At 70.3% G+C, this 21,487-nt stretch carries 20 protein-coding genes; 13 read left to right on the plus strand and 7 right to left on the minus strand.

Annotated elements, in window-relative coordinates; all coding sequences use genetic code 11:
* The first annotated feature begins 37 nt into the window (after positions 1 to 37).
* Positions 38 to 409: a YciI family protein gene (locus AB0M82_RS20265; protein WP_364723802.1), complete on the plus strand. Its 372-nt coding sequence runs from the start codon at positions 38 to 40 to the stop codon at positions 407 to 409.
* Positions 410 to 443: 34 nt separating this feature from the next.
* On the plus strand, positions 444 to 1,658 hold the full coding sequence (locus tag AB0M82_RS20270; protein ID WP_364723805.1) for a sigma-70 family RNA polymerase sigma factor: 1,215 nt from the start codon (positions 444 to 446) through the stop codon (positions 1,656 to 1,658).
* 72 nt (positions 1,659 to 1,730) lie between these two features.
* Here the strand turns inward: AB0M82_RS20270 and AB0M82_RS20275 are convergent, their stop codons facing one another.
* The 3 genes from AB0M82_RS20275 to AB0M82_RS20285 are packed head-to-tail and all read right to left on the minus strand — an operon-like array spanning position 1,731 to position 3,988.
* Entirely contained in the window at positions 1,731 to 2,885 is a 1,155-nt protein-coding gene (locus tag AB0M82_RS20275) for a methyltransferase domain-containing protein (RefSeq protein ID WP_364723808.1), read from the minus strand.
* Complete coding sequence (locus AB0M82_RS20280) at positions 2,872 to 3,327, minus strand: hypothetical protein (protein WP_364723811.1); 456 nt, start codon at positions 3,325 to 3,327, stop codon at positions 2,872 to 2,874. The genes AB0M82_RS20275 and AB0M82_RS20280 overlap by 14 nt, the downstream gene beginning before the upstream one ends.
* On the minus strand, positions 3,281 to 3,988 hold the full coding sequence (locus AB0M82_RS20285) for a hypothetical protein (RefSeq protein WP_364723813.1): 708 nt from the start codon (positions 3,986 to 3,988) through the stop codon (positions 3,281 to 3,283). Before AB0M82_RS20285 ends, AB0M82_RS20280 begins: the two co-directional genes overlap by 47 nt.
* Positions 3,989 to 4,504: 516 nt before the next feature.
* Here AB0M82_RS20285 and AB0M82_RS20290 point away from each other — a divergent pair.
* From AB0M82_RS20290 to AB0M82_RS20315, 6 genes are all read left to right on the plus strand, one after another.
* Positions 4,505 to 6,436, plus strand: a complete 1,932-nt coding sequence (locus AB0M82_RS20290) for a glycoside hydrolase family 44 protein (protein ID WP_364723815.1) — start codon at positions 4,505 to 4,507, stop codon at positions 6,434 to 6,436.
* 145 nt (positions 6,437 to 6,581) lie between these two features.
* Positions 6,582 to 7,619, plus strand: a complete 1,038-nt coding sequence (gene vanH / locus AB0M82_RS20295) for a D-lactate dehydrogenase VanH (protein WP_364723818.1) — start codon at positions 6,582 to 6,584, stop codon at positions 7,617 to 7,619.
* Positions 7,612 to 8,652, plus strand: a complete 1,041-nt coding sequence (vanA-Sc, locus tag AB0M82_RS20300; protein WP_364723820.1) for a D-alanine--(R)-lactate ligase VanA-Sc — start codon at positions 7,612 to 7,614, stop codon at positions 8,650 to 8,652. Before vanH ends, vanA-Sc begins: the two co-directional genes overlap by 8 nt.
* Positions 8,649 to 9,257 carry a D-Ala-D-Ala dipeptidase VanX gene (gene vanX / locus AB0M82_RS20305; protein WP_364723822.1) on the plus strand — a complete coding sequence of 203 codons (609 nt, stop codon included), beginning with the start codon at positions 8,649 to 8,651 and terminating at the stop codon, positions 9,255 to 9,257. Before vanA-Sc ends, vanX begins: the two co-directional genes overlap by 4 nt.
* Positions 9,254 to 9,703, plus strand: a complete 450-nt coding sequence (locus AB0M82_RS20310) for a GNAT family N-acetyltransferase (RefSeq protein ID WP_364723825.1) — start codon at positions 9,254 to 9,256, stop codon at positions 9,701 to 9,703. Before vanX ends, AB0M82_RS20310 begins: the two co-directional genes overlap by 4 nt.
* A complete protein-coding gene (locus AB0M82_RS20315) occupies positions 9,700 to 10,800 on the plus strand; it encodes a UDP-N-acetylglucosamine--N-acetylmuramyl-(pentapeptide) pyrophosphoryl-undecaprenol N-acetylglucosamine transferase (protein WP_364723828.1) in 1,101 nt (366 codons plus the stop codon). The genes AB0M82_RS20310 and AB0M82_RS20315 overlap by 4 nt, the downstream gene beginning before the upstream one ends.
* Here the strand turns inward: AB0M82_RS20315 and AB0M82_RS20320 are convergent.
* Positions 10,763 to 11,827: a HAMP domain-containing sensor histidine kinase gene (locus tag AB0M82_RS20320; protein WP_364723831.1), complete on the minus strand. Its 1,065-nt coding sequence runs from the start codon at positions 11,825 to 11,827 to the stop codon at positions 10,763 to 10,765. The two genes, AB0M82_RS20315 and AB0M82_RS20320, sit on opposite strands and share 38 nt — an antisense overlap.
* A gap of 10 nt (positions 11,828 to 11,837) precedes the next feature.
* Positions 11,838 to 12,521, minus strand: coding sequence for a response regulator transcription factor (locus tag AB0M82_RS20325; RefSeq protein WP_364723834.1), 684 nt, complete (start codon positions 12,519 to 12,521; stop codon positions 11,838 to 11,840).
* A gap of 89 nt (positions 12,522 to 12,610) precedes the next feature.
* On the opposite strand from AB0M82_RS20325, the gene AB0M82_RS20330 reads away from it, so the two are divergent.
* From AB0M82_RS20330 to AB0M82_RS20340, 3 genes are all read left to right on the plus strand, one after another.
* Positions 12,611 to 13,105, plus strand: a complete 495-nt coding sequence (locus AB0M82_RS20330) for a M15 family metallopeptidase (protein WP_364723837.1) — start codon at positions 12,611 to 12,613, stop codon at positions 13,103 to 13,105.
* Positions 13,106 to 13,294: 189 nt separating this feature from the next.
* The gene (locus AB0M82_RS20335) at positions 13,295 to 14,485 is read left to right on the plus strand and encodes an FAD-dependent oxidoreductase (RefSeq protein WP_364723840.1); all 1,191 of its coding nucleotides are present in this window, start codon (positions 13,295 to 13,297) and stop codon (positions 14,483 to 14,485) included.
* A gap of 10 nt (positions 14,486 to 14,495) precedes the next feature.
* Positions 14,496 to 15,437: a sigma-70 family RNA polymerase sigma factor gene (locus AB0M82_RS20340; RefSeq protein ID WP_364723843.1), complete on the plus strand. Its 942-nt coding sequence runs from the start codon at positions 14,496 to 14,498 to the stop codon at positions 15,435 to 15,437.
* 7 nt (positions 15,438 to 15,444) lie between these two features.
* Here the strand turns inward: AB0M82_RS20340 and AB0M82_RS20345 are convergent, their stop codons facing one another.
* Both AB0M82_RS20345 and AB0M82_RS20350 read right to left on the minus strand, forming a co-directional pair.
* A complete protein-coding gene (locus AB0M82_RS20345) occupies positions 15,445 to 16,368 on the minus strand; it encodes a hypothetical protein (protein WP_364723845.1) in 924 nt (307 codons plus the stop codon).
* A gap of 7 nt (positions 16,369 to 16,375) precedes the next feature.
* Positions 16,376 to 16,948 (minus strand): hypothetical protein, encoded by a 573-nt coding sequence (locus tag AB0M82_RS20350; RefSeq protein WP_364723847.1) that lies wholly within the window; start codon positions 16,946 to 16,948, stop codon positions 16,376 to 16,378.
* Positions 16,949 to 17,142: 194 nt separating this feature from the next.
* Between AB0M82_RS20350 and AB0M82_RS20355 the strand changes: the two genes are divergently transcribed.
* Positions 17,143 to 20,724 carry a hypothetical protein gene (locus tag AB0M82_RS20355; protein WP_364723850.1) on the plus strand — a complete coding sequence of 1,194 codons (3,582 nt, stop codon included), beginning with the start codon at positions 17,143 to 17,145 and terminating at the stop codon, positions 20,722 to 20,724.
* Positions 20,676 to 21,464: a hypothetical protein gene (locus AB0M82_RS20360; protein ID WP_364723853.1), complete on the plus strand. Its 789-nt coding sequence runs from the start codon at positions 20,676 to 20,678 to the stop codon at positions 21,462 to 21,464. The genes AB0M82_RS20355 and AB0M82_RS20360 overlap by 49 nt, the downstream gene beginning before the upstream one ends.
* Positions 21,465 to 21,487: the final 23 nt, after the last annotated feature.

Below are 21,487 nucleotides of genomic sequence, written 5' to 3' on the forward strand. Positions count from 1 at the left end.
AGGCCGAGAGGCGGCCACGCCGGATGAGGAGAACGCGATGGCGAAGTACATGCTGATCATGCGGGGCACCGACGAGTCGAACGCGGCCATGATGGCCGACATCGACGAGATGATGGCCACGAGCCGCCAGTTCATCGAGGACCTGTTCAAGGCCGGCGTCTACGTCGCGGCCGAAGGGCTGGACGATCCCGCCCAGGGCGTCGTGGTCGACTTCAGCGGCGAGACCCCGGTGGTCACCGACGGGCCCTACGGGGAAACCAAGGAACTTTTCGGGGGTTTCTTCCTCATCGATGTCGCCTCGAAGCAGGAGGCGATCGAGTGGGCCAAGCGGGTCCCGGCGGCCCCCGGGGCCAAGATCGAGGTCCGGCGGGTGCCCGGCAGCGACGAGGTCCCGCAGGCCGGCCGGTGATCGCCGGGGAACGGGCCCGGAACGGCGGGATCTGATGGACACGGCCGATGTCGCGGCCGTCTGGCGGATCGAGTCGGCGCGGATCGTCGCCGCGCTGACCCGGTTCACCGGCGATTTCGGGCTGGCCGAGGACGCGGCCCAGGAGGCGGTGGCCGAGGCGCTGGTGTCGTGGCCGCTCGCCCCGCCGGCCAATCCGGCCGGCTGGCTGAGGGCCACGGCCCGGCGGCGGGCCATCGACGCGATCCGCCGCCGGGCCGCCCTCCACGACCGGTACGCCCTGCTGGCGGCGAACCCGGCGATCGAGGAAGAAATCGACCCCGACCGGATCGACGACGACGTGCTGGCGCTGATGTTCGTCAGCTGCCACCCGGTCCTCTCCCCCGAGGCCCGGGTGGCGCTGACCCTGCGCGTGGTCGGCGGCCTGTCCAGCGAAGAGATCGCCCGCGCGTTCCTCGTCCCCGTGCCGACCGTGCAGGCCCGCATCACCCGGGGCAAGAAGACGATCGCGGCGGCCGGGGTGCCGTTCGAGCTGCCGCCGGCCGACGAGCGCCGGGAACGGCTGGGCGGCGTGCTCAGCGTCATCTACGTGATCTTCGGCGAAGGGTCGACCGCCACGTCGGGCGACCGGCTGCTGCGCCCCGACCTCGCGTACGAGGCGATCCGGCTGACCCGCACCCTGGCCGCGCTGCAGCCGGACGAGCCGGAGGTGCACGGCCTGCTCGCGTTGTGCGAGCTGACGGCCGCGCGCTTCCCGGCCCGGACCGGCCCGGACGGTTCACCGATCCTGCTGGAGGACCAGGACCGGCGCCGGTGGGACTTCTCGGCGATCCGCCGTGGGCTCGCCGCGCTGGCCAAGGCGTCGGCTCGCGGCCTCGGCCCCTACGGCCTGCAGGCCGCGATCGCCGCCGCCCACGCGTCGGCGCCCTCGGTCGAGGCGACCGACTGGAACCGGATCGTGGTGCTCTACGAGGCACTCGGCCGGGTCGCGCCCTCGCCGGTGGTCGAGCTCAACCGGGCCGTCGCCGTGGCCATGGCCTCGGGTCCGGAGCAGGCCCTGGCCATCGTGGACGAGCTGATCGCCACGGACCGGCTTCCCGGTTCGCATCTGGTCCCGACCGTGCGCGGGGAGCTGCTGGCCCGCCTCGGCCGGCGCCCGGAGGCGCGTGCCGAACTGGAACTGGCGGCCCGGCTGTGCGCCAACCAGCGCGAACGCTCGGTACTGCTGCGCAAGGCGGCCGCGCTGGACTGACTTCTCCGGCCCGGCTGGGCTCCACTCCGGCTTCGGTTCAGAGCCGCTTGGTGCGGCGCCACCCCCCAAGCGCTACCGAGCGGCAGGAACGTCTGGGAGGTCCCAATGGGTAGAGCTGTCCGGTTGGTCGAGCCACAGCCGGTGCGTCCCATTTGGGGACACGGTGAGGCCCAGACGTTCCCACTTCGGTTTCCCGGCTGCGGACCACTGATCGTGAGCCCACTCGACGGCTTCCCACACGCCAGTCTCGCCGGCTTCGGTCACTGTGCTGTCCGCGAGGTTCACTCGGGCCCAGGAGCCATCCGGAGCCGAGACCGTCGTGAACGTCGGGTGGAGGGTGTCCGGGTCCAGGTCGTACCCGAATGTCGTTCCAGGCGGCAGTCGCAGCTGGGCCAAGAACCACACGATGGGGACGTCGTTCCACGGCTTACCCGGTGTGGCCGTTGCGCGGACCTGCTCATCTCCTGAGGCTCGCGCTGCCTGACTGGCCTGCGGCGTGGCTTCGGCGTGCCGCATGGCCATGAATGCGGCCCAGCGGGCTGTGAACCGCCCCGCCAAGCGATCGCCAGTGCGCCGGAGGTGGACCAGGTTGCCCGCGCTGATCGCCCGCTTGAGGTCGACGAGGACGGTGCCGCCCTCGGCGAGTTGGTCCGCCCATGCCCACGGCACGGCAGGAACCGAGCAGGTGGCAATGATCCGATCGTATGGAGCGAATTCAGGCAAACCGTCAGCGCCATCCGACGCCCTCAAGGTCGGGAAGAAGCCCGCGGCGCTGAGCCTCGCCTGAGCCAGCTCGATCAGATCAGCGCCGACGTCGACCGAAAACACGTTGTCGTCGCCGAGCCTGTACGCGAGCAACGCGGCGTTGTAGCCCGTGCCGGTGCCGATCTCCAGAACGCGCTGACCGTCGCGCACGTCCAGCGTTTCGAGCATCCTCACCATCAGATCGGGCTTCGTGCTGGACGAGATCGGCGTCCGGTGAGGCCCGCCATCGGAAAGCACCGTGATCAGGGTCTCCGGTGAGTAGACCCGTTCCAGACTGCCGGCCGTGGCGAACTCGGTCCATTCGCCGGTGCCACTCTGCTCGAAGGCGGTGGGAACGAGCAAGTGCCGGGGCACAGCGGACACGGCCCGGTGCCACTCCGGTGATAGCAGGTCACCACGCTGCCGCAACAGGTCCGCGAGCCGTTCGGCATGGCTCGTCCAGCCGGTTTCACCGGTGCTCATGGTGGACCCCTGCTAGTAGGTCAGCGAGTTGATCAGTCAGCGGCGCCCCTCGGCCGTCTTCAAGGGCGTCTTCAAGCCATCCATATTGTCCACCAGCGTTGATCTCCAGGAACGTCCATGTCCCGTCAGGTTGCACAACGAAGTCAAGCGAACCGTAGACCAGGCTCATCGAAGTCATCAGGCTACGCACGCCCTCGACCACGTCCGGCGGGGACTCGATCAAGCGGTAGTTCAAGCTGTCGTAGTCGGTTCGCCAATCGATGTACGCCGTGGCGCTACTCGCATGCACCGTCTTACCGCCCTTGACGAACTGGCGCACCACGTCGGGATCGTTCGTGATCGCCGTTTCCGGAACATTCAAACCGCAACGCGCCGCTGTGGCGAGCTGGACCGGCTTATACGCTGCATCGGCCAGCCGGGCCGGATGGTTGACCCACAACACTTGCGGTAGCCGCGCCGCCCGGGCCCGGCAGCCGCAGCGCGACGTCGAGGGGGCGAGCCGCGGAACCCCGGCCACGGCTGGTCGCGACGACGTCACGGACCTCCAGGTGACCGAAGCCGTCCTCGGTGAGACCCCGCCACCGGCGCTTCGAGACGCGAAGCTCGAGCTCGGCGCCCGGCCACGGGCCGGTGACGAGCAGGACCGCGCCCCGGTTGCGGACGCGTCCGGCGAGCCGGCGGGCCAGCGGCTGCGGGATCCCGCGGGCGACGGCCGCGCCGAGCACGACCAGGTCGAACCCGTCGATCAGCGCCGAGAGCACCGCCGCGACCTCGGCCCCGGGCTCGGGCACGAGCGCCAGCCGGTCCAGGTCGACGCCCAGTTCGGCGGCCGCGACCACCCCCACGTCCGGCATGCCGGCGAGCGCCGCCCACGAGCCTTCCCGCGTCGCTTCGGCGAGCAGCGCGAGCGCCAGCGCGGTCGAGCCCCGGATCGACACCGCGCTCCCTCGCCGCAGCCGGCCCGGCAGCAGCGTGGCGAGGGTCGGCGTCACCGGCAGGAAACCGGGGGACGCCGAGCCTGGCGGACTCGGCTCGCCGAGCCGAGCGGCCGTGCGGACACCGGGCATCGCCGCGAGCCCGGCGACCGCTTCCGGCACCGCCACCACGCACCTCCAGCACCACGAACACGCACCGGAGACACCCGCGCGGGGAAGCCGCGAGCGAACCCGAACACTCATCGAACACTTGTTCGGATAGTGCGAGACCGCGCGTCCGATGTCAAGGGGAGAGCGGGCGGAGTTGCCTCTGCCACAACTGGCGATCCGGCTGAGGTATCCGCAGGTCATCCAGTCGCGCCGGAGCCCAGCTCTCCGTGGTGGACCGCGTGGGCGCCGGGTCGGCGGCCGATGAGGAGCCGCCGGGGACACCGACATCCGGGCGGTCACCTTGGTCATCGTTCGCGCTCCTCTCGTGGTGGCGGCCCCATCAGCCGGAGCCGGCCGCCCGTTCCCGGCACGCGCCGACGAGAAATGAAACTTTCATGGAGCAGCGGGACGTGGTCAGGCGCAACACCCCCGCCCGCCGCCGCCGGTCGCCGGTGACTTGACGGACGCGAGCCGTCACTTCAGCATCCCGTCGGCAACCGAAAGTCCAGGGCACTGAATCGGGTGGAGGCGTCCGTGGTGGGTATCCGGCGATGGCGGAAGCGACGATCGGTCACGGCCGCCGGCCTGGCGGTGTCCCTCGTGGCCGTGCTGTTCACGGACCAGCCGGCCACGGCGGCGGCCACCGGGCCCGCGCTGTCGGTGGACGCGTCCGCCGCCCGGCACGCGATCAGCCCCGACATCTACGGCCTCAACGGCGGCGATCCGGCGTTCAACGCCGAGATCGGCCAGTCGGTGGCGCGCTGGGGCGGCAACGCGACCAGCCGCTACAACTTCAAGAACCACACCTACAACACCGGCAGTGACTGGTTCTTCGAGAACATCGTCGCGGACGAGGCCCACTCCGTCGAGGGGATGGTCAAGTCCAACCTCGACCGCGGCATCAAGCCGGTCGTCGCCGTGCCCCTGAGCGGGTGGGTGGCCAAGGACTCGCCGGCGCAGCACCCGTTCACCTGTGGCTTCCCGGCGACCCGGTTCCCGCAGCAGGACAAGTTCGACGAGTGGGACCCCAACTGCGGCAACGGCCAGCTCAACCAGCAGAACCTCGCCGGCGTGGCCACCGACAGCTCGATCCCGGTGGACACGTCGTTCGACGGCGAGATGGTGTCGTTCCTGGTGAGCAAGTTCGGCACGGCGGCGCAGGGCGGCGTGCCGATCTACGAGCTCGACAACGAGCCGGTGCTGTGGGCCAGCACGCATCGTGACGTGCACCCCGCGCCGGTCACGATGGACGAACTGGGCACCAAGGGCACCGCGGCCGCCGCGGCGATCAAGGCCGCGGACCCCAGCGCGGCGGTCCTCGGCCCGTCCGGCTGGGGGTACTGCGAGTGGGTCGCCTCCGGGCTGGACGGCTGCGGGCCGGGCGCCGATTCGGCCGCGCACGGCGGGCTCAACCTCTCCCAGTGGTACCTGAAGAACATGAAGGACTACAGCGACGCCCACGGTGGAAAGCGCTACCTCGACTACTTCGACCAGCACTTCTACCCGCAGATCAGCGGCGACAAGAACCCCGAGGCCAACGCGTTGCGGCTGCGGTCCATCCGCTCGCTGTGGGACCCGACGTACGTCGAGGAGTCCTGGATCGGCCCCAGCGGCGTCAACGCGCCGCCGCTGCAGTTCATCCGCACGATGAAGTCGTGGATCGACCGGTACAACCCCGGCACCAAGACCGCCATCACCGAGTACAACTGGGGCGCCCTGGACGACATCAACGGCGCGCTGGCGGAGGCCGACATCCTGGGCGTCTTCGGCCGTGAAGGCCTCGACCTCGCCACGATGTGGGGCGAGCCCAAGCCGACCGACCCTGGCGCGTACGCGTTCCGGATGTACCGCAACTACGACGGCGCGGGCAGCCGGTTCGGGGACGTCAGCGTGCAGGCGGCCTCCGCCGACCAGGGCCAGCTGGCGGTGTACGCGGCGGAGCGCTCCTCCGACAAGGCGCTGACCGTCATGGTCGTCAACAAGACCGGCGGCGACCTGACCTCGCCGCTGTCGGTGGCCGGGTTCGACAGCACCGGTGCGGCGCAGCGGTTCACGTACGGCCCCGCCAACCTGGGCGCCATCGTGCACGGCGGCGATCTCCCGGTGACCAACGGGAACGTCGAGGCGACGTACCCGGCGAACTCCATCACGCTGCTGGTCCTGCCGCCGGCCGGGTGCACGGCAAGCCTGCAGGTCAACGGCGACTGGGCCACCGGGCACGTCGCGACGGTGACGGTCACCAACAACCGCCGCGCGGCGATGACCGGGTGGCGGGTCAGCTGGACGTGGCCCGGCGACCAGCAGGTCACCAACTCGTGGAACACCACCCTGAAGCAGAACGCCACCAGCGTCGTCGCCACGGACGCCGGGTGGAACGGCTCGATCGGCGTGGGCGGCAGCACCAGCTTCGGGTTCCAGGCCACCGGGAGGGCGGCGCCACCGGCGCTGACCTGCACTCCCGCCTGAGCGAACGCCCGCGGCGGCGCCGGGCCGGCAGCGGCCGGCCCGGCGCCGTCGTGGTCAGCTCACGCACGCTACGGCCGCCGGCCTATCGCCGGCATATCGAAAACCGGATACGCGCCGGCAACACCACGCTCTCTTGACTGGGGGCATGACCTACCGCGAACCAGCGCGAACCGCGGTCCGCCGCACCCGGTCGCCGGCGTCCGGTTTCCCCTCGGACGGCCCCACGGGCATCACGATCTACGGCTGCGGGCCGGACGAAGCCGCCTTGTTCCGGGAGATGGCGCACCGCTGCGGCGTGGTGCCGACCATCACCGAGGCCGCGGTATCCGAAGCCACTGTCGAGCTGGCCTCCGGAAACCGATGCGTCAGCGTCGGCCACAAGACCCCCGTCACCAACCCCACGCTGCTCGCGCTCAGCCGGGCCGGCGTGCGGTACATCTCCACCAGAAGCATCGGCTACAACCACATCGACGTGGACTACGCGGAGAGCGTGGGCATCGCGGTCGGGAACGTCGACTATTCGCCCGACAGCGTGGCCGACTACACCCTGATGCTGATGCTGATGCTGGTGCGAGACGCCAAATCCGTCATCAGGCGCACGGATGTCCATGACTACCGGTTGAACGACGTACGCGGGAAAGAACTCCGCGACCTGACGATCGGGATCATCGGCACCGGACGCATCGGCGTGGCGGTCATGGACCGGCTGCGCGGCTTCGGCTGCCGCGTGCTGGCCTACGACATCCGGCCCAGGAACTCCGCCGACTACGTCCCTCTCGACGAGTTGCTGCAGCTGAGCGACCTGGTCACGCTCCACACCCCGCTGACGGCGAGCACCCACCACCTCCTCGATCGTCGCCGGATCGCGCAGCTGAAGCACGGCGCGTTCGTCGTCAACACCGGGCGCGGTCCCCTCCTCGACACCGACGCCCTCATTGCGGCCCTGGAAAGCGGCGCGCTGGGCGGCGCGGCGTTGGACGTCCTCGAAGGCGAGGAAGGCATCTTCTACACCGACTGCCGGACCAAGCCCGTCGAAAGCGAGCGGCTGGTGCGGCTGCAGGGAATGCCGAACGTGCTCATCAGCCCGCACACCGCCTACTACACGGACCACGCGTTGAGCGACACCGTGGAAAACAGTCTCATCAACTGCTTGAGCTTCGAAAGCGGGGAACGGCATGGATAAGGTCAAGGTCGGCATCATCTTCGGGGGAACCACCGAAGAACATCCCGTCTCCGTCAAGTCCGCGCAAGAGGTCGCGCGGAACCTCGACACCGGCAAGTACGAGCCGTTCTGGATCGGGATCACGAAGAGCGGCGAGTGGAAGCTCTGCGACGGTCCGGACGCGGGCTGGGAGGACGGCGACTGCCGTCCGGTCGTGCTGTCGCCGGACCGCGGTGTCCACGGGCTGCTCGTCCTGGAGCAGGGACGGTACGAAGCGATCAGGCTGGACGTCGTATTGCCCCTCCTCCACGGAAAGCTCGGCGAGGACGGCGCGATGCAGGGTTTATTGGAACTCGCCGGCGTGCCCTACGCCGGCTGTGACGTTCCCGGTTCCGCTTTGTGCATGGACAAGTCCCTCACCTACCTCGTCATCCGGAACGCGGGGATCGCGACGCCGAAGTTCTGGACCGTCACGGCGGACGACGCCATCGATCCCGGGCGGCTCCCCTATCCCGTCTTCGTCAAGCCGGCTCGTTCGGGTTCGTCCTTCGGCGTCAGCAAGGTCTCCCGGCCGGAAGACCTCCCGGGCGCGGTGGAGACCGCGCGGCAGTACGACGCGAAGGTGCTGATCGAAGAGGCCGTCGACGGCAGCGAGATCGGCTGCGCGATCTTGGGGAACGACCCGGACCTGCTCGTGGGCGAACTGGACCGGGTCGCGCTCTCCCACGGCTTCTTCAAGATCCACCAGGAGAGCAACCCCGAAAGCGGCTCCGAAAATTCGACGTTCATCGTTCCCGCCGACATTCCGGCGGAGTCGCGCACACTGGTCCTGGAGACGGCGAAGGCCGTGTACCGCGCGCTGGGCTGCCGGGGACTGTCGCGAGTGGACATGTTCCTGAAGGCAGACGGGACAGTGGTCCTCAACGAGGTCAACACCCTGCCCGGCCTGACCTCGTACAGTCGTTATCCGAGGATGATGGCGGCCGCGGGGCTGCCGCTCGCCGAAGTGATCGACCGGATGATCCTCCTGGCCTTGACGGGGAAACTCCAGTGAACGAAGATTTCGCCTTCGTGGACGAGTGCGTGCCCGGAATACGCTGGGACGCCAAGTACGCCACCTGGGACAACTTCACCGGCAAGCCGGTGGACGGATATCTGGCCAACCGGGTCGTCGGCACGAAGGCCTTGTGCGCGGCCCTGGAAAGCGCGCAGGAGAAGGCCGAGTCCCTTGGCCTCGGCTTGCTCCTGTGGGACGGTTACCGACCGCAACGCGCCGTGGACTGCTTCGTGCGCTGGTCGCGGCAGCCGGAGGACGGCCGGACGAAGCCGCGGCACTACCCGAACATCGACCGGGCCGAGATGTTCGAGAAGGGTTACGTGGCCGCGAAATCGGGCCACACCCGGGGCAGCACCGTGGACTTGACGCTCTACCACCTGGACACCGGTGAACTCGCGCCCATGGGCGGCGGTCACGACCTGATGGACCCCGTCTCGCATCATGGCGCGAGTGGCATCACGCACGCCGAAGCGCGAAACCGCCGGCACCTTTGCTCCATCATGGAGGCCTGCGGTTTCCGCCGGTACGACTCCGAGTGGTGGCACTACACGCTGAGAGACGAACCCTATCCGGACACCTATTTCGACTTTCCCATCACATGAACGAAATCCGTCCGGCGCGGACCGCCGACGCCCCGTGTCTCACCCGGCTGCTGACCCAGCTCGGGTACCCGAGCGAACTCGACGCGGTCGCCCGCCGGCTGACCGGCATCCTGCCCTCGGTCACCCAGCAGGTCCTGGTCGCGGCCGACGGCTCGCGCATCGACGGCTACGTCAGTGTCGAGCGGCGGTCGGCGCTGCACGACGACGAACGCGCGGAAATCACCGGCCTGGTCGTCGACGCGGCGGCCCGCCGGTCCGGTCTCGGCCGCGCGCTGGTGGCCGCCGCCGAACAGTGGGCCCGGCAGCAAAACCTGCACACCATCGTGGTTCGTTCGAACGTCGTGCGCCCCGAATCCCACCTGTTCTACGCGGGCATCGGGTATGTGCGGACGTCGACTTCGCATACCTACCGCAAAGACTCCACCACGACGACGGGGCGGGCGTGACGGCGCCGCGCGTCGTGGTCGCCGGCGGCCATTCAGCCGGGCACATCGAGCCCGCGATGAACTTCGCCGACGCGCTGCGCCGGCTGGCGCCCGCGGCCGAGATCACCGCGCTGGGCACCGTCCGCGGCCTGGACACCACGCTCATCCCGGCCCGCGGCTACCCGCTCGAACTCGTCCCGCCGGCGCCGCTGCCACGCGAACTGGACCAAGCCCTGCTGCGGACGCCGGGCAGGCTGCGCGACTCGGTGCGGGCGGCCGGTGCGGTGCTCGACCGCGTGCGGGCCGAGGTCGTGGTGGGCTTCGGCGGCTACGTGGCCGGGCCGGCCTACCTCGCCGCCCGCCGGCGGGGTCTGCCGATCGTCGTCCACGAGGCGAACGCCCGGCCCGGGGTGGCCAACCGGCTGGCGGCCCGGATGACGACGCACGTGTTCACGGCCGCGCCGGGGGTGCGGCTGGCGCACGCCACCGCCATCGGGATCCCGCTGCGGCCGTCGATCACCGGGCTCGACCGGCCCGCACTGCGCGACGCCGCCCGGCAGCGGTTCGGCCTGCGCCCCGGCGGGCCGGTGCTGATGGTCACCGGCGGTTCGCAGGGCGCCCGGACGATCAACGCCGCGGTGTCCGGCGCGGCCGCGGCGTTGCGGGCGAACGGCGTGCAGGTGCTGCACGTCACCGGGCCACAGCACGTGGTCGAGGTGCCGGACGGCGACCCGCCCTACGTCGTCCTTCCGTACGTCGACGAGATGCAGTACGCCTACGCCGCCGCCGACTTCGTGGTCTGCCGCTCGGGGGCGATGACGTGCGCCGAACTGGCCGCGGTCGGCCTGCCCGCCGCGTACGTCCCGCTCCCGCTCCGCGGCGGAGAGCAGCGGCTGAACGCCGAGCCGGTCGTCGCGGCCGGCGGGGCGCTGCTCGTCGACGACGCCGTCCTCGGCCCGGCCTGGATCGAGGACACCCTGATCCCGGTGCTCACCGATCCCGGGCGGCTCGCGGCGATGTCGGCCCACGCGTCGGCGGCCGGCGCGCCTGACGCGGACGTCGTCCTGGCCCGGCACGTGCTCACCGCGGTCGCCGCGCGGCGGGCAGGTGCACCGTGACGCGGAGCCCGCCGCCGGTGCGGGGGGTGAGCGTGAGGGTTCCGTCGTGCGCCTGGGTGATGCTTTTGACGATGGCCAGGCCGAGCCCGACACCGGCGTGGTCGGTGCGGACGCGTTCGGTGCCGCGCTGGAACGGCTCGACGAGCGTGGAAACCCGTCGCGAGGTGAGCTTCTCGCCGGTGTTCTCGACCGTGAGCACCACCGTCTTGGGTCGAAGACTGGTCGTGACCCACACGGTGCCGTGGTCGGGCAGGTTGTGGGCGATCGCGTTGTGCACGAGGTTCGTGGTCATCTGCAGCAGGAGCGCGTGCGAGCCGGTGGTGGGGGCGATGTCGCCGGAGGTCTCGATGGTGAGGCCGCGCTTTTCCGCGAGGGGAAGAAGCGTTTCGGTGGCTTCTTCCGCGACGAGGGAGAGGTCGACGTCTTCCGGCGTGAAGGACCGCTGGTTGGCGCGGCTGAGCAGGAGCAACGCTTCGGTGAGGTCGATCGCCCGGCTGTTGACGAAGTGGAGGCGCTCGACGAGTTCGCCGGTGTCGCGGTTCACGTCGTTGCGGGCCACGTCGAGAAGTGTCTGCGTGATCGCCAGCGGGGTGCGCAGCTCGTGGGAAGCGTTGGCCGCGAACCTCTGCTGTTCGGCGTCGTGGGCTTCGAGCCGGGTGAGCATGAAGTCGAAGGCGTCGGCGAGTTCGCGGAACTCGTCTTCGCGGCCCTCCAGCTGGATCCGGTGGGAGAGCGATCCGTTCGCGGCCAGGCGGGTGGCGTTGGTGATGCGCGTCAGGGGCGCGAGCATGCTGCCGGCGAGGATCCACCCTCCCAGGAGACCGGACGCCAGCAGGAACGCCAGCGCCGCGGCGGCCTTCGGGACGAAGGCCTCCTCCAGGTCGTAGCGGGTGGGGACGCGAATCTCGAGGGCCAGCACCTCGGGCACGTAACGCAGCAGGTACACCCAGACGACCGCGAGCAGCAAGGTGCCGGTCAGCATGATGCAGCCGGCGTAGCTGAGGGTGAGTTTGAGGCGGACGCTCATCCCGGGTTCCCTATCCACGGTCGCCTCCCGCAGGTCCCGCGTCGATGCGGTACCCGACGCCGGCCACGGTGGCGATGATCCCGGGTTCGCCGAGGCGTTTGCGCAGCGCCGAGACGGTGATGCGCACGGCGTTGGTGAAGGGGTCGGCGTTCTCGTCCCACGCCCGTTCCAGCAGCTCTTCGGCGCTGACGACACCGCCTTCGGCGGCGACGAGGACTTCCAGCACGGCGAACTGCTTCCGGGTGAGCGCGACGTAGCGGCCGTCCCGGTAGACCTCGCGGCGGAACGGATCCACCCGCAGACCGGCGATCTCCCGCACCGGCGGCCGGTTGTGGGCGCGCCTGCGGTCGAGGGCCCTGAGCCGGAGCACGAGCTCCCGCAGCTCGAAGGGCTTCGTGAGGTAGTCGTCGGTGCCGAGTTCGAACCCGGTGACCTTGTCGTCGAGCCGGTCGGCGGCGGTGAGCATGAGGATCGGCAGGCCGCTGCCGGAGGCCACGATGTGCTTGGCGATCTCGTCACCGGTGGGTCCGGGCACGTCCCGGTCGAGGACGGCGATGTCGTAGGTGTTGATACTCAGCAGCTCCAGAGCGGTGTCGCCGTCACCGGCGATGTCCGCCGCGATCGCCTCCAGGCGCAGGCCATCGCGGATGGCTTCCGCCATATAGGGTTCGTCCTCGACGATCAGCACACGCATGCTCCCCGATACTAGGAGCGGGCGCATATCGCCCGCATATCGAAAACCGGGTACGCGCCGGCAACACCCCGCTGCCTTGACTTGGGGGCATGTCCTCCACCGAACGAGCACGAACAGCGGCCCGGCGCGCCTTCGGCAAGGCCGATGGCGCCGTCCCCGCCCCCGTGACGGTCTTCGACGAGGTCCCGGCGGTGGCCAACCTCGATCCCGGCCTGCTCGGCGCCCTGCGCCGGGCCGCGGCCGACGCCGCGGACGACGGCGTCGAGCTCTTCGTCAACGGTGGCTGGCGTTCCCGGCAGTACCAGGAGCGACTGCTGCGCGAGGCGGTCTCGAAGTACGGCTCGGAGCAGGAAGCCGCCCGCTGGGTGTCCACCCCCGACAGGTCCGCGCACGTGTCGGGGAACGCGGTGGACATCTGGCCGCCCGCCGCCAGGGCGTGGCTGTCCGAGCACGGCGCCGGGTACGGGCTGTGCCAGATCTACCGCAACGAACCCTGGCACTACGAACTGCGCCCCGAAGCCGTCCGTGACGGCTGCCCGCCGATGTACGCCGACCCTTCGCACGATCCGAGGACGCGGCAGTGACCAGCGCGCCACTCGGCTTGATGTCGCGAATGAGCAAGGCCGGGCAGTTTCACCTGCTCGCCAAAGGCCGTGAATGAGTCATTCGCGACCAAGAAGCCCTGAGGGGGTGATCCACGTCACCGGCCGAAGCTGTCAGGAACGCGCCGGCTGTCTCGTTCGGGAAGCACACGAACCAGACAGGAGCGAACCATGACGCACCGCATCGTCGTCCTCGGAGCCGGATACGCCGGCGCCTTCTCCGCCGGATACCTGGCCCGCCGGCTCCACGCCGACGACTTCGAGATCACCGTCGTCAACGCCGAACCCGACTTCGTCGAGCGGCTGCGCCTGCATCAGCTCGCCGCCGGGCAGGATCTGCGCCACCGGCCGCTGGCGGAGGTGTTCGCGGGCACCGCTGTCCGGCTCCGGGTGGCGCGGGTGACCGACGTCGACGCTGGGCGCCGGACTGTCACTGTGGCCGACGGCGAGGGCAGCAACCGGCTCGAGTACGACACTCTCGTCTACGCGCTCGGCAGTACCGCCGCCGGCCACGGCGTTCCGGGCGTCGCCGAGCACGCCTTCCACGTGGCCGCGCGGCCGGCCGCGCTGCGCCTGCGTGCCCGCCTGGACGAGCTGGGCGAGGACGGGAAGGTGCTGGTCGTCGGCGGCGGCCTGACCGCGATCGAGGCCGCCACCGAGATCGCCGAATCGCGTCCGGGGCTTCGGGTCAGCCTCGCCACCAGCGGCGAACTGGGCGAACGGCTGGGCACGAAGGCCCGCCGTCACCTGCTGCACGCCTTCGACCGGTTCGGGATCACGGTCCACGAACACACCACCATCGAGCGCGTCGAGGAGACGGGGGCGGTCGCCGCCGACGGCCGCGCTTTCGCCTCCGACGCGACAGTGTGGGCCGCCGGCTTCGCCGTCCACCCGATCGCCGCCGCCGGCGGGCTCGGTGTGGCAGCCGACGGCCGGATCACCACCGACCGCCGGATGCGGTCGGTCTCGCACCCGGATGTCTACGTCGCCGGTGACAGCGCCTTCGTCATCGGCGACAACGGTCAGCCGATGCCGATGTCCTGCGCTTCGGCGGGATACACCGCCTTGCGGGCGACGGCCGCGATCATCGGGGACCTGACCGGGCGCCGGCTCAAGGCGACCTCGCTGACCTATTTCGGCAACCACCTCAGCCTCGGCCGCCGGGACGGGATCTTCCAGCTGGTCGACGGGGACGCTCGCGCGAAGCCCGGGGCCCTGTGCGGCCGGGCGGCGGCGCGGATCAAGTCGGCGATCGTGGCGACCAGCGGCTGGGCCGTCAGCCGCCCGGCCTTCGGCAAACCGGGTCGCCAATACCGCTTGGCCACCACCGAAGAGCGCTCGCCGGACGTCGTCGCCGCATAGAGTCGTGCTCATGGACGCTGCCACCACAGCGTGTTTCGAGGCCAGCCGGAACCGGCTGGCCTCGCTCGCCTACCGTCTGCTCGGCTCGGCCGCCGACGCGGAGGACACGGTGCAGGACGCGTTCCTCCGGTGGCAGGCCGCCGACCGGGAGTACGTCGAGGTGCCCGAGGCGTGGCTGACCAAGATCGTCACCAACCTGGCGCTCGACCGGCTCCGTTCGGCGAAGGTGCGGCGCGAACGCGCGGTCGGCACCTGGATGCCCGAACCGCTCCTCGACGGCGACCCGATGCTGGGCCCGGCCGACACCGTCGAGCAGCGCGAATCGGTGACCCTGGCGGTGCTCACGCTCATGGAGCGGCTGTCGCCGGTCGAACGGGCCGTTTACGTGCTGCGCGAGGCCTTCGCGTACAGCCACGCCGAGATCGCCGGGATCCTCGGCATCACCGAGTCCGCGAGTCAGCAACACACCCACCGGGCCCGGCGCCGGATCGCCGCCGCGGGGCGCGGCACGGACCTCGACCATGCCTCCGCGCGCCGGATCGTCGAGGCGTTCGTCGACGCCGCCTCCTCGGGCCGGACCGAACGGCTGGTGACGCTGCTGACCGACGATGCGACCGGCATCTCCGACGGCGCCGGGCTGGGGCTGCCCGGGAAGCTGGTCCGGTACCCGACCCCGGAACGGATCGCCGGCGCGCTGCGGGCCGGCTTCAAACCGTCTCCGGCCAAGCGGAGACTCGCCGGCGGTTCGCCGTCGATCCACGCCGCCGTGGTCAACGGCTGCCCGGCCATGCTCGCCACGCTCGACGACCGGGTCGTGGGCGTCGTGATCCTGGAGATCCGGGACGACCGGATCGCCGGCGTGCGGGGCATCGCCGCTCCGGCCCGGCTCGGCCGCCTCACCGAGGAATGGCGGCGGCAGGAGCACGGTGACCCGCTGATCGAATCGTGGTGACCGGGTCTCAGCAGGGTGCGCCCGGATCGGCGACCGAGGTGAACTCCAGCCGCAGCGCATCGGTGCGGGGCAGAACGATCGCGGTACCGGTGCCCTTGGTCCACAGCCGGGGTAGCAGAAGGTAGCGGCCGCCGGACTGCAGGACGAACTTGAGCCCGGTGTAGCGATAACGGTATGCCGCGTCAGGCGTGCCGCAGACGGTCTCGCGGACGCCGGGCGCGTGCAGGCTCAGGTTCTTCGCGCTGTAAAGGACCGTCTCGGGAGGCACGGCGAGGGCGGCCTCGATCTCCATCGCCCGGCCGATGCCCACCGATGCGGAGTAGTCGGCCACCGCCCAGAACAGGCCGACGCTGACGAGCACGAACGAGACCGCCCACTCGGTCACGGCGAGCGCGCCCGGCAGCGGCCGCGCCGTCCGCCGATTCAGGCGCGAGGCGGACAGGAGAGCCGTCACACCGAGGGCAAGGCCGGCGCCGGGAACGGCGTAGGAGCTTTCGAACGTCTCGGGCGCGAGCACGCCGACGGTCGCGACCGTGACCCCGGCGAGCCCGAAGAGAACGGTCATGGGCGTCAGGACTCGCAGCAGCCGTTCCCAGGCCGTTTCGCTGAGGCGAGCGCGCAGGACGCGGTGGCCCCAGAGCGTCGTCAGCGCCGCCGCCATCACGACGGCCATCGGGGTGAAGAGGCCGTCGGCGCTGCGGACGAGGTAGTCCTGCGCGGTGAGGCCCATTTCCGACAGGGGGACCCCGAAGTAGTCGAAGAGCCAGGTCGCGTGCTGCCTGCCGAAGAAGAACAGCAGGGCCGTGAGCACTGTCGTGGGCGCGAGCACCGAACTGATCAACCGCAGCGCCTTGGCCGAGCTGTCCGACGGAGCGGCGGCCGAAGTCACGCGCGCGCCGCGGGCGGGTGCGTAGAGCCTGCGCTTCGACATGGACCCGTCAGTTGCTGGGCGGAGGCTCGGTGAAGTCACCGCACGGGTCGCTGAGCACGAAAGTCACCGTGTCGCCGCGGTAGAGGGGCGAGGGCTGAATGATGTCGTTGACGTTGCAGTCCGAGCTGGGACTGGCCGGCCCGCCGATGCTCTCGCGGATCGTCACGCACAGAGTCCCGCCGCACTCGTCGGCCAGCTGGGCTTCCGTCAGAGGCCCGGTCACGGCGTAGGAACTGCCCTTGATGTCGATCGGGTTGGTCCGGACCGGCGAACCCTTCGCGGGAGGTTTCCCGGCCGGCGGAGGATTGTTCGCCGGAGGGGTCGTCTTCACCGGCGGTTTCGCTGTCGTGGGCCCAGACCGCGTGCGCGCGCTGCCTGGCCGGGAGGCCGGGGCGTTGGCCGCCGTGCCCGGTTCCGCGGCCGGTGCCGTCCCGCCGGGCGATGCCGTGGTCGCGGCCGGGCCGGCGGATTCGGGAGCAGCGGACGTTGGCGGACCGGACGGCTCGCGCGGGCCGGGGGCACCGCAGCCGGCGGCCGCCAGGACGGCGGCAGCCGTTGCCGCGCACCACGTCCGTCGCATGCGTTCACCTCGATTCCTCACCCGGGAATGTCGCGTCGACGGCGAACCTGGTTACAAGATCGCGAACCGGCGGCCTGAGGACGTTTCCGCGACGCCCTGGTGACGGCCGGCTGCGACGCTGTCCGAGGTTGCCGTAGCGGGAGGAGAGCTGTCCCATGCCACCGCCGCCGAGGGCTCGCGCGAAGCTTCCCGCGGTGACGACGACAGCGGTGACGACGACAGCAGCGACCACGGCGGCGGTGAAGGAGCGTCCGCCGCAGCGGAAACCGGCTCAGCTGCCGCCGTCGAACGCCGCCGCGCTGGCGGCGTTGCGGGCGGGCGACAGGACACCGCTCGGCGACCCGTCCCGGAAGGCGTCGCAGGACAAGGTCGGCAACGGCGCGGTGGCGGCGGGCCTGGCCAGAGGGCCGGGCACGGACCCCGAGTTCGCGGTGCTGAAGAAGGACATCGCGCACAAGAAACGCACGGTCGCCAGGTCCCACCCCCCGGCGAGCAACGAAGCGACCTCGGCGCAGGCCGCCTCGGTGCCGCCCAAGGACGACGAGGTGGCGCAGGGCAAGACGGCCAACGCCGAGAAGATGAACGACGCCAAGCCGAAGGAGTTCGACAAGGAAGCGTTCATCCAGGCCGTCGAGAAGGCCATCGCCGAGAAGACGCCGAAGAATCTGGAGCAGGCCGACGAGTTCGCCGGCTCCGGCAAGCCCGCCGAGGTCAAGGCCGAGGTGGCGGGCAAGGTCGGCGAAGGCAAGACGGCCTCGGCCGAGCAGATCGCCGACACCACCGCCGCGCCCCCGGACACCTCCGCCGCCGACGTCAAGCAGGTCGTGCCCATGGCGGCCGACCGCCCGCCGGGCACCCCGGCCACCCCCGACCCGGCGAAGGCGACGCCGGACAAGCTGCCGCCGTCGGCCACCGACCTGTCCGCGGGCCCGGCGAACGTCAACCAGGAGATGGCCGGCAACCAGGTCACCGAGCAGCAGCTGAAGAAGTCGAACGAGCCGGCGTTCGGCTCGGCGCTCAAGGACAAGCAGGCCGCGGAGAAGCATTCCGAGACGACCCCGCCGGAACTGCGCAAGAACGAGTCCCAGCAGCTGCGCCAGACCACGGCGCAGGCGAAACGCCTCGGCGCCGCCGCCATGGGCGCGATCGCGAACCAGCGGGTGCACACCGGTCAGCAGGTCGGCGGCGGGAAGAAGACCACGAAAGCCACCGACGAGGAAAAGCGGGCTCAGGTAACGGCCATTCTGCAGAAGGTCTTCGACACCATGAAGACCGACGTGGAAGGCATCCTCACCGGTTTGGACAAACTCGTCGACGACCAGTTCACCAAGGGGGAGAAGGAGGCCCGCGACGCGTTCACCGCCGAACACCGGCAGAAGATGGACGAGTACAAGGACCGGCGCTACAGCGGTGGCTGGGGCCTGGTCAAGTGGGGCCACGACAAGCTGTTCGGCCTGCCCGAGGAAGCGAACCAGATCTTCGTCGAAGCCCGGGACCACTACGTCAAGCGGATGCGCGAGGTCATCTCGGACGTCGCGGACACGATCGGCCGCGAGCTGGCGAGAGCGAAGCAGCGCATCGCCACGGGCCGTGAGGAACTGCGGAAGACGGTCGAGGGCCTGCCGAAGGACCTCAAGGCGCTGGGCAAGCAGGCGGCCGCCGAGTTCGCCGGCAAGTTCGACGAGCTGACCCAGTCCGTCGACGACAAGAGCACCGAACTGGTCGACACCCTGGCCACGAAGTACACCGACGCCGTCAAGTCGGTCGACGACGAGATCGCCGCGGAGAAGGAGAAGAACAAGGGGCTGGTCGACAAGGCCCTGGACGGCATCAAGGGCGTCATCAAGACGATCCTCGAGCTGAAGGACATGCTGCTCGGGGTGCTCGCGAAGGCCGCGCAGGCCGTGATGGGCATCCTCAAGGACCCGATCGGCTTCCTCGGCAACCTGGTGTCGGCCGTCGGTGGCGGGCTGAAGCTGTTCAAGAACAACGCCGGCCGGCACCTGCAGCAGGGTGTGCTGTCCTGGCTGCTGGGCACCGCCGGCGCGGCCGGCATCCAGCTGCCCACCAGCTTCGACGCGGTCGGCATCCTGGTGCTGATCGCCGGCCTGCTCGGGCTTTCCCCGGCCAACCTCTTCGCCCGGATCGCGAGGAAGGTCCCCAAGGAGGCCGTGGCCGCCATCGAGGGTGGCAAGGCCGCGCTCCCGATCGTCCTCGAGGTACGGAAGCGCGGGGTGCGGGCGTTGTGGGACGACCTCAAGACGCGCGTCGGCGACCTGAAGAAGAACTTGATCGACAACCTGGTGTCGTACCTGCTGCCGACCATCGTCATCGCCGGCGTCACCTGGATCATTTCGCTGTTCAATCCCGCGTCGGCGTTCATCCGCGCCTGCAAGATGATCATCGACATCATCAAGTTCATCGTGACCAACGGCCGGCAGATCATCGAGTTCGTCAACACCGTCCTGGACGCGGTCATCGCGATCGCCAAGGGTGGCGGCGGGGGTGTCCCCGCTCTGGTCGAGAAGGCGCTGGCTCGGTCGATTCCGGTGTTGATCGGGGCTTTGGCGGCTCTTCTCGGGGTCGGCGGGATCGCCGGGAAGGTCAAGGAAATCTTCCAGAAGCTGGCGCGCCCGGTGAACAAGGCCATCGACTGGGTGATCGACAAGATCGTGGGCCTGGTCAAGAAGTTGTGGGCCAAGCTCAAGCCGCGGAAACGGAAACGTCCGGCCGGCCGCCGGCCCACGCCACGACGCCACCCCGCAGATCCGCACGAGGACAAGCGCCCCGGGAAGGACACGGGTGCGCTCGACGCCGCGCTCCGCGACGCGCACGACCTGGTTCGCACCGGCATGCCGGTCGACGAAATCAAAAAGCGCCTCCCTCAGATCCGGCGCCGGCACCGGCTGACCGCCCTGAAGCTGGTCGTCGAACGGCGCGAGGGCGACCACAACGTCATCCACTTCGCCGCGGTCATCAACCCGTCGAAGGAGAGCCGGCCGGAGAACTCACCGCTGAGCCGGAAGAAGGCGCAGGCCGGCTACGGGATCCTCGTCAAGAACGGCCGGAAGTTCCAGCGCTTCGCCGACGAGAACGACCTGATCATCGAAGTCCGGCCCACCAACCCGGACTCGATCCGGCACCTCATGCGCGGCGCCTGGTACAAACCGGTGGACATCAAGGCGAAGACGATCCAGCGGTCCGACACGTTCCTGGGCATCGAACCGGAGAAGAAAGGCCTGGTCGGGTTCTTCCTCAACGCCGTACCGCGACCGAAACGAAGGAACCTGGAACGGGACGACGTCGAGGCGGGCCGGAAGCGCTATCGCATGCGGGTCGAGGAACGCCGGGAGTACGGTCCGAAGATGCAGAAGCTCGCGCGGAAACCCCTGGGCCCCGGGCGGTTCGAGGTGCTCGGCTACGTCGTTCACGGCTACGACAAGAACAAGGCCCGCCACCCCATCGCCGGCGACCACGACCTGTACGACATCCGCCGCCCGGACGGCACCGAGATCCCGCTCGACGAGTACGAACTGCTCATCCGCGACATGCAGGAGGGCAGGTTCGGCGTGATGCACGGCGCGGTCGTGCGGTGGGATCCCCAAGACCCGGCCGAAAAGGAAATGCGCGACAAGCTCGTGCGGCAGCACCAGCGTGGCGGTGGCGAGGGTCTGGTGCGGTTCGCGCCGGGCCAGCCCATGCGGTTCGTCGTGGCGGAAACCGGGCAGTGGACGGACCGGCGGCCGTGGACCCCGCCGGCGGGGAGGCCGGACTAGTGGACGTCCCCGCCGAACGGGCCCGGCTGCTGGCCGAGAGCGCCCGGCTGGCCGGCCGGAAGTCGCCGGACATCACTCGTGTCCGGGAAGTCAACCGCCGGTACCGGGCCCTGCTGCCCGACGTGACGGTCGCGCGGTCACCGGGCACCGGCGAACCGGTGCGCTGGCCGATCGACGTGTTCGGCCTCGACGGCCGGTTCTGGGACTACGAGAACCCGGTCCGCCGCCCGTCGTCGTCGCGGCCACCCGACTGGCTGGCCATGACGGGCGCGATGCGGCTGGCCGATCCGGTGGAGCACCCGCCGTTCGCCGTGGTTCCCGGCCCGGACGTGCCGTTCGTCGTCCCGCGCATCCTGAACGGCCCGGACGTGCGAGCGGTGCTCGCCGAGGTGCCGGTCGGTGCGCACACCGGGTGGGCGATCAGCTACTTCGGGCCGAAGCCGGAAGGCGTCCGGCTGGTGAACCTGTGGGGCACCAACACGTACCTGATCTACCGGGACGGCGGCCGGGGCGGCTGGGACTGGGAGATACCCCGGGTCGCCGAGTACGACTTCGAGCTCGGCCCGTGGCTCCGGTCCGGCAAGCTGCTGTGGCTGGCGCCGGGCGACGAGTCGGCCACGCTGCGGGAGGGGCCGTCCGACTGCCCGTTCGTGGACCTGCCCGGCCGCCGCCGGATAACCGTTGTCAGGAACGGCCTCGTCCAGCACCTGGCTTCGTTCGCCGGCCACGGCGCGGGGTGAAGACGCCACGAGCGCCGAGGCGT

The organism is Amycolatopsis sp. NPDC051128 (assembly GCF_040682715.1).
Classification (GTDB): domain Bacteria; phylum Actinomycetota; class Actinomycetes; order Mycobacteriales; family Pseudonocardiaceae; genus Amycolatopsis.

Bases quoted from the DNA above. Each gene is read 5' to 3' on its own strand.
- AB0M82_RS20265 (WP_364723802.1), top strand. From the start codon at position 38: ATGGCGAAGTACATGCTGATCATGCGGGGCACCGACGAGTCGAACGCG.
- AB0M82_RS20270 (WP_364723805.1), top strand. From the start codon at position 444: ATGGACACGGCCGATGTCGCGGCCGTCTGGCGGATCGAGTCGGCGCGG.
- AB0M82_RS20275 (WP_364723808.1), bottom strand. From the start codon at position 2,885: ATGAGCACCGGTGAAACCGGCTGGACGAGCCATGCCGAACGGCTCGCG.
- vanH (WP_364723818.1), top strand. From the start codon at position 6,582: ATGACCTACCGCGAACCAGCGCGAACCGCGGTCCGCCGCACCCGGTCG.
- vanA-Sc (WP_364723820.1), top strand. From the start codon at position 7,612: ATGGATAAGGTCAAGGTCGGCATCATCTTCGGGGGAACCACCGAAGAA.
- AB0M82_RS20310 (WP_364723825.1), top strand. From the start codon at position 9,254: ATGAACGAAATCCGTCCGGCGCGGACCGCCGACGCCCCGTGTCTCACC.
- AB0M82_RS20320 (WP_364723831.1), bottom strand. From the start codon at position 11,827: ATGAGCGTCCGCCTCAAACTCACCCTCAGCTACGCCGGCTGCATCATG.
- AB0M82_RS20325 (WP_364723834.1), bottom strand. From the start codon at position 12,521: ATGCGTGTGCTGATCGTCGAGGACGAACCCTATATGGCGGAAGCCATC.
- AB0M82_RS20330 (WP_364723837.1), top strand. From the start codon at position 12,611: ATGTCCTCCACCGAACGAGCACGAACAGCGGCCCGGCGCGCCTTCGGC.
- AB0M82_RS20335 (WP_364723840.1), top strand. From the start codon at position 13,295: ATGACGCACCGCATCGTCGTCCTCGGAGCCGGATACGCCGGCGCCTTC.
- AB0M82_RS20340 (WP_364723843.1), top strand. From the start codon at position 14,496: ATGGACGCTGCCACCACAGCGTGTTTCGAGGCCAGCCGGAACCGGCTG.
- AB0M82_RS20345 (WP_364723845.1), bottom strand. From the start codon at position 16,368: ATGTCGAAGCGCAGGCTCTACGCACCCGCCCGCGGCGCGCGCGTGACT.
- AB0M82_RS20350 (WP_364723847.1), bottom strand. From the start codon at position 16,948: ATGCGACGGACGTGGTGCGCGGCAACGGCTGCCGCCGTCCTGGCGGCC.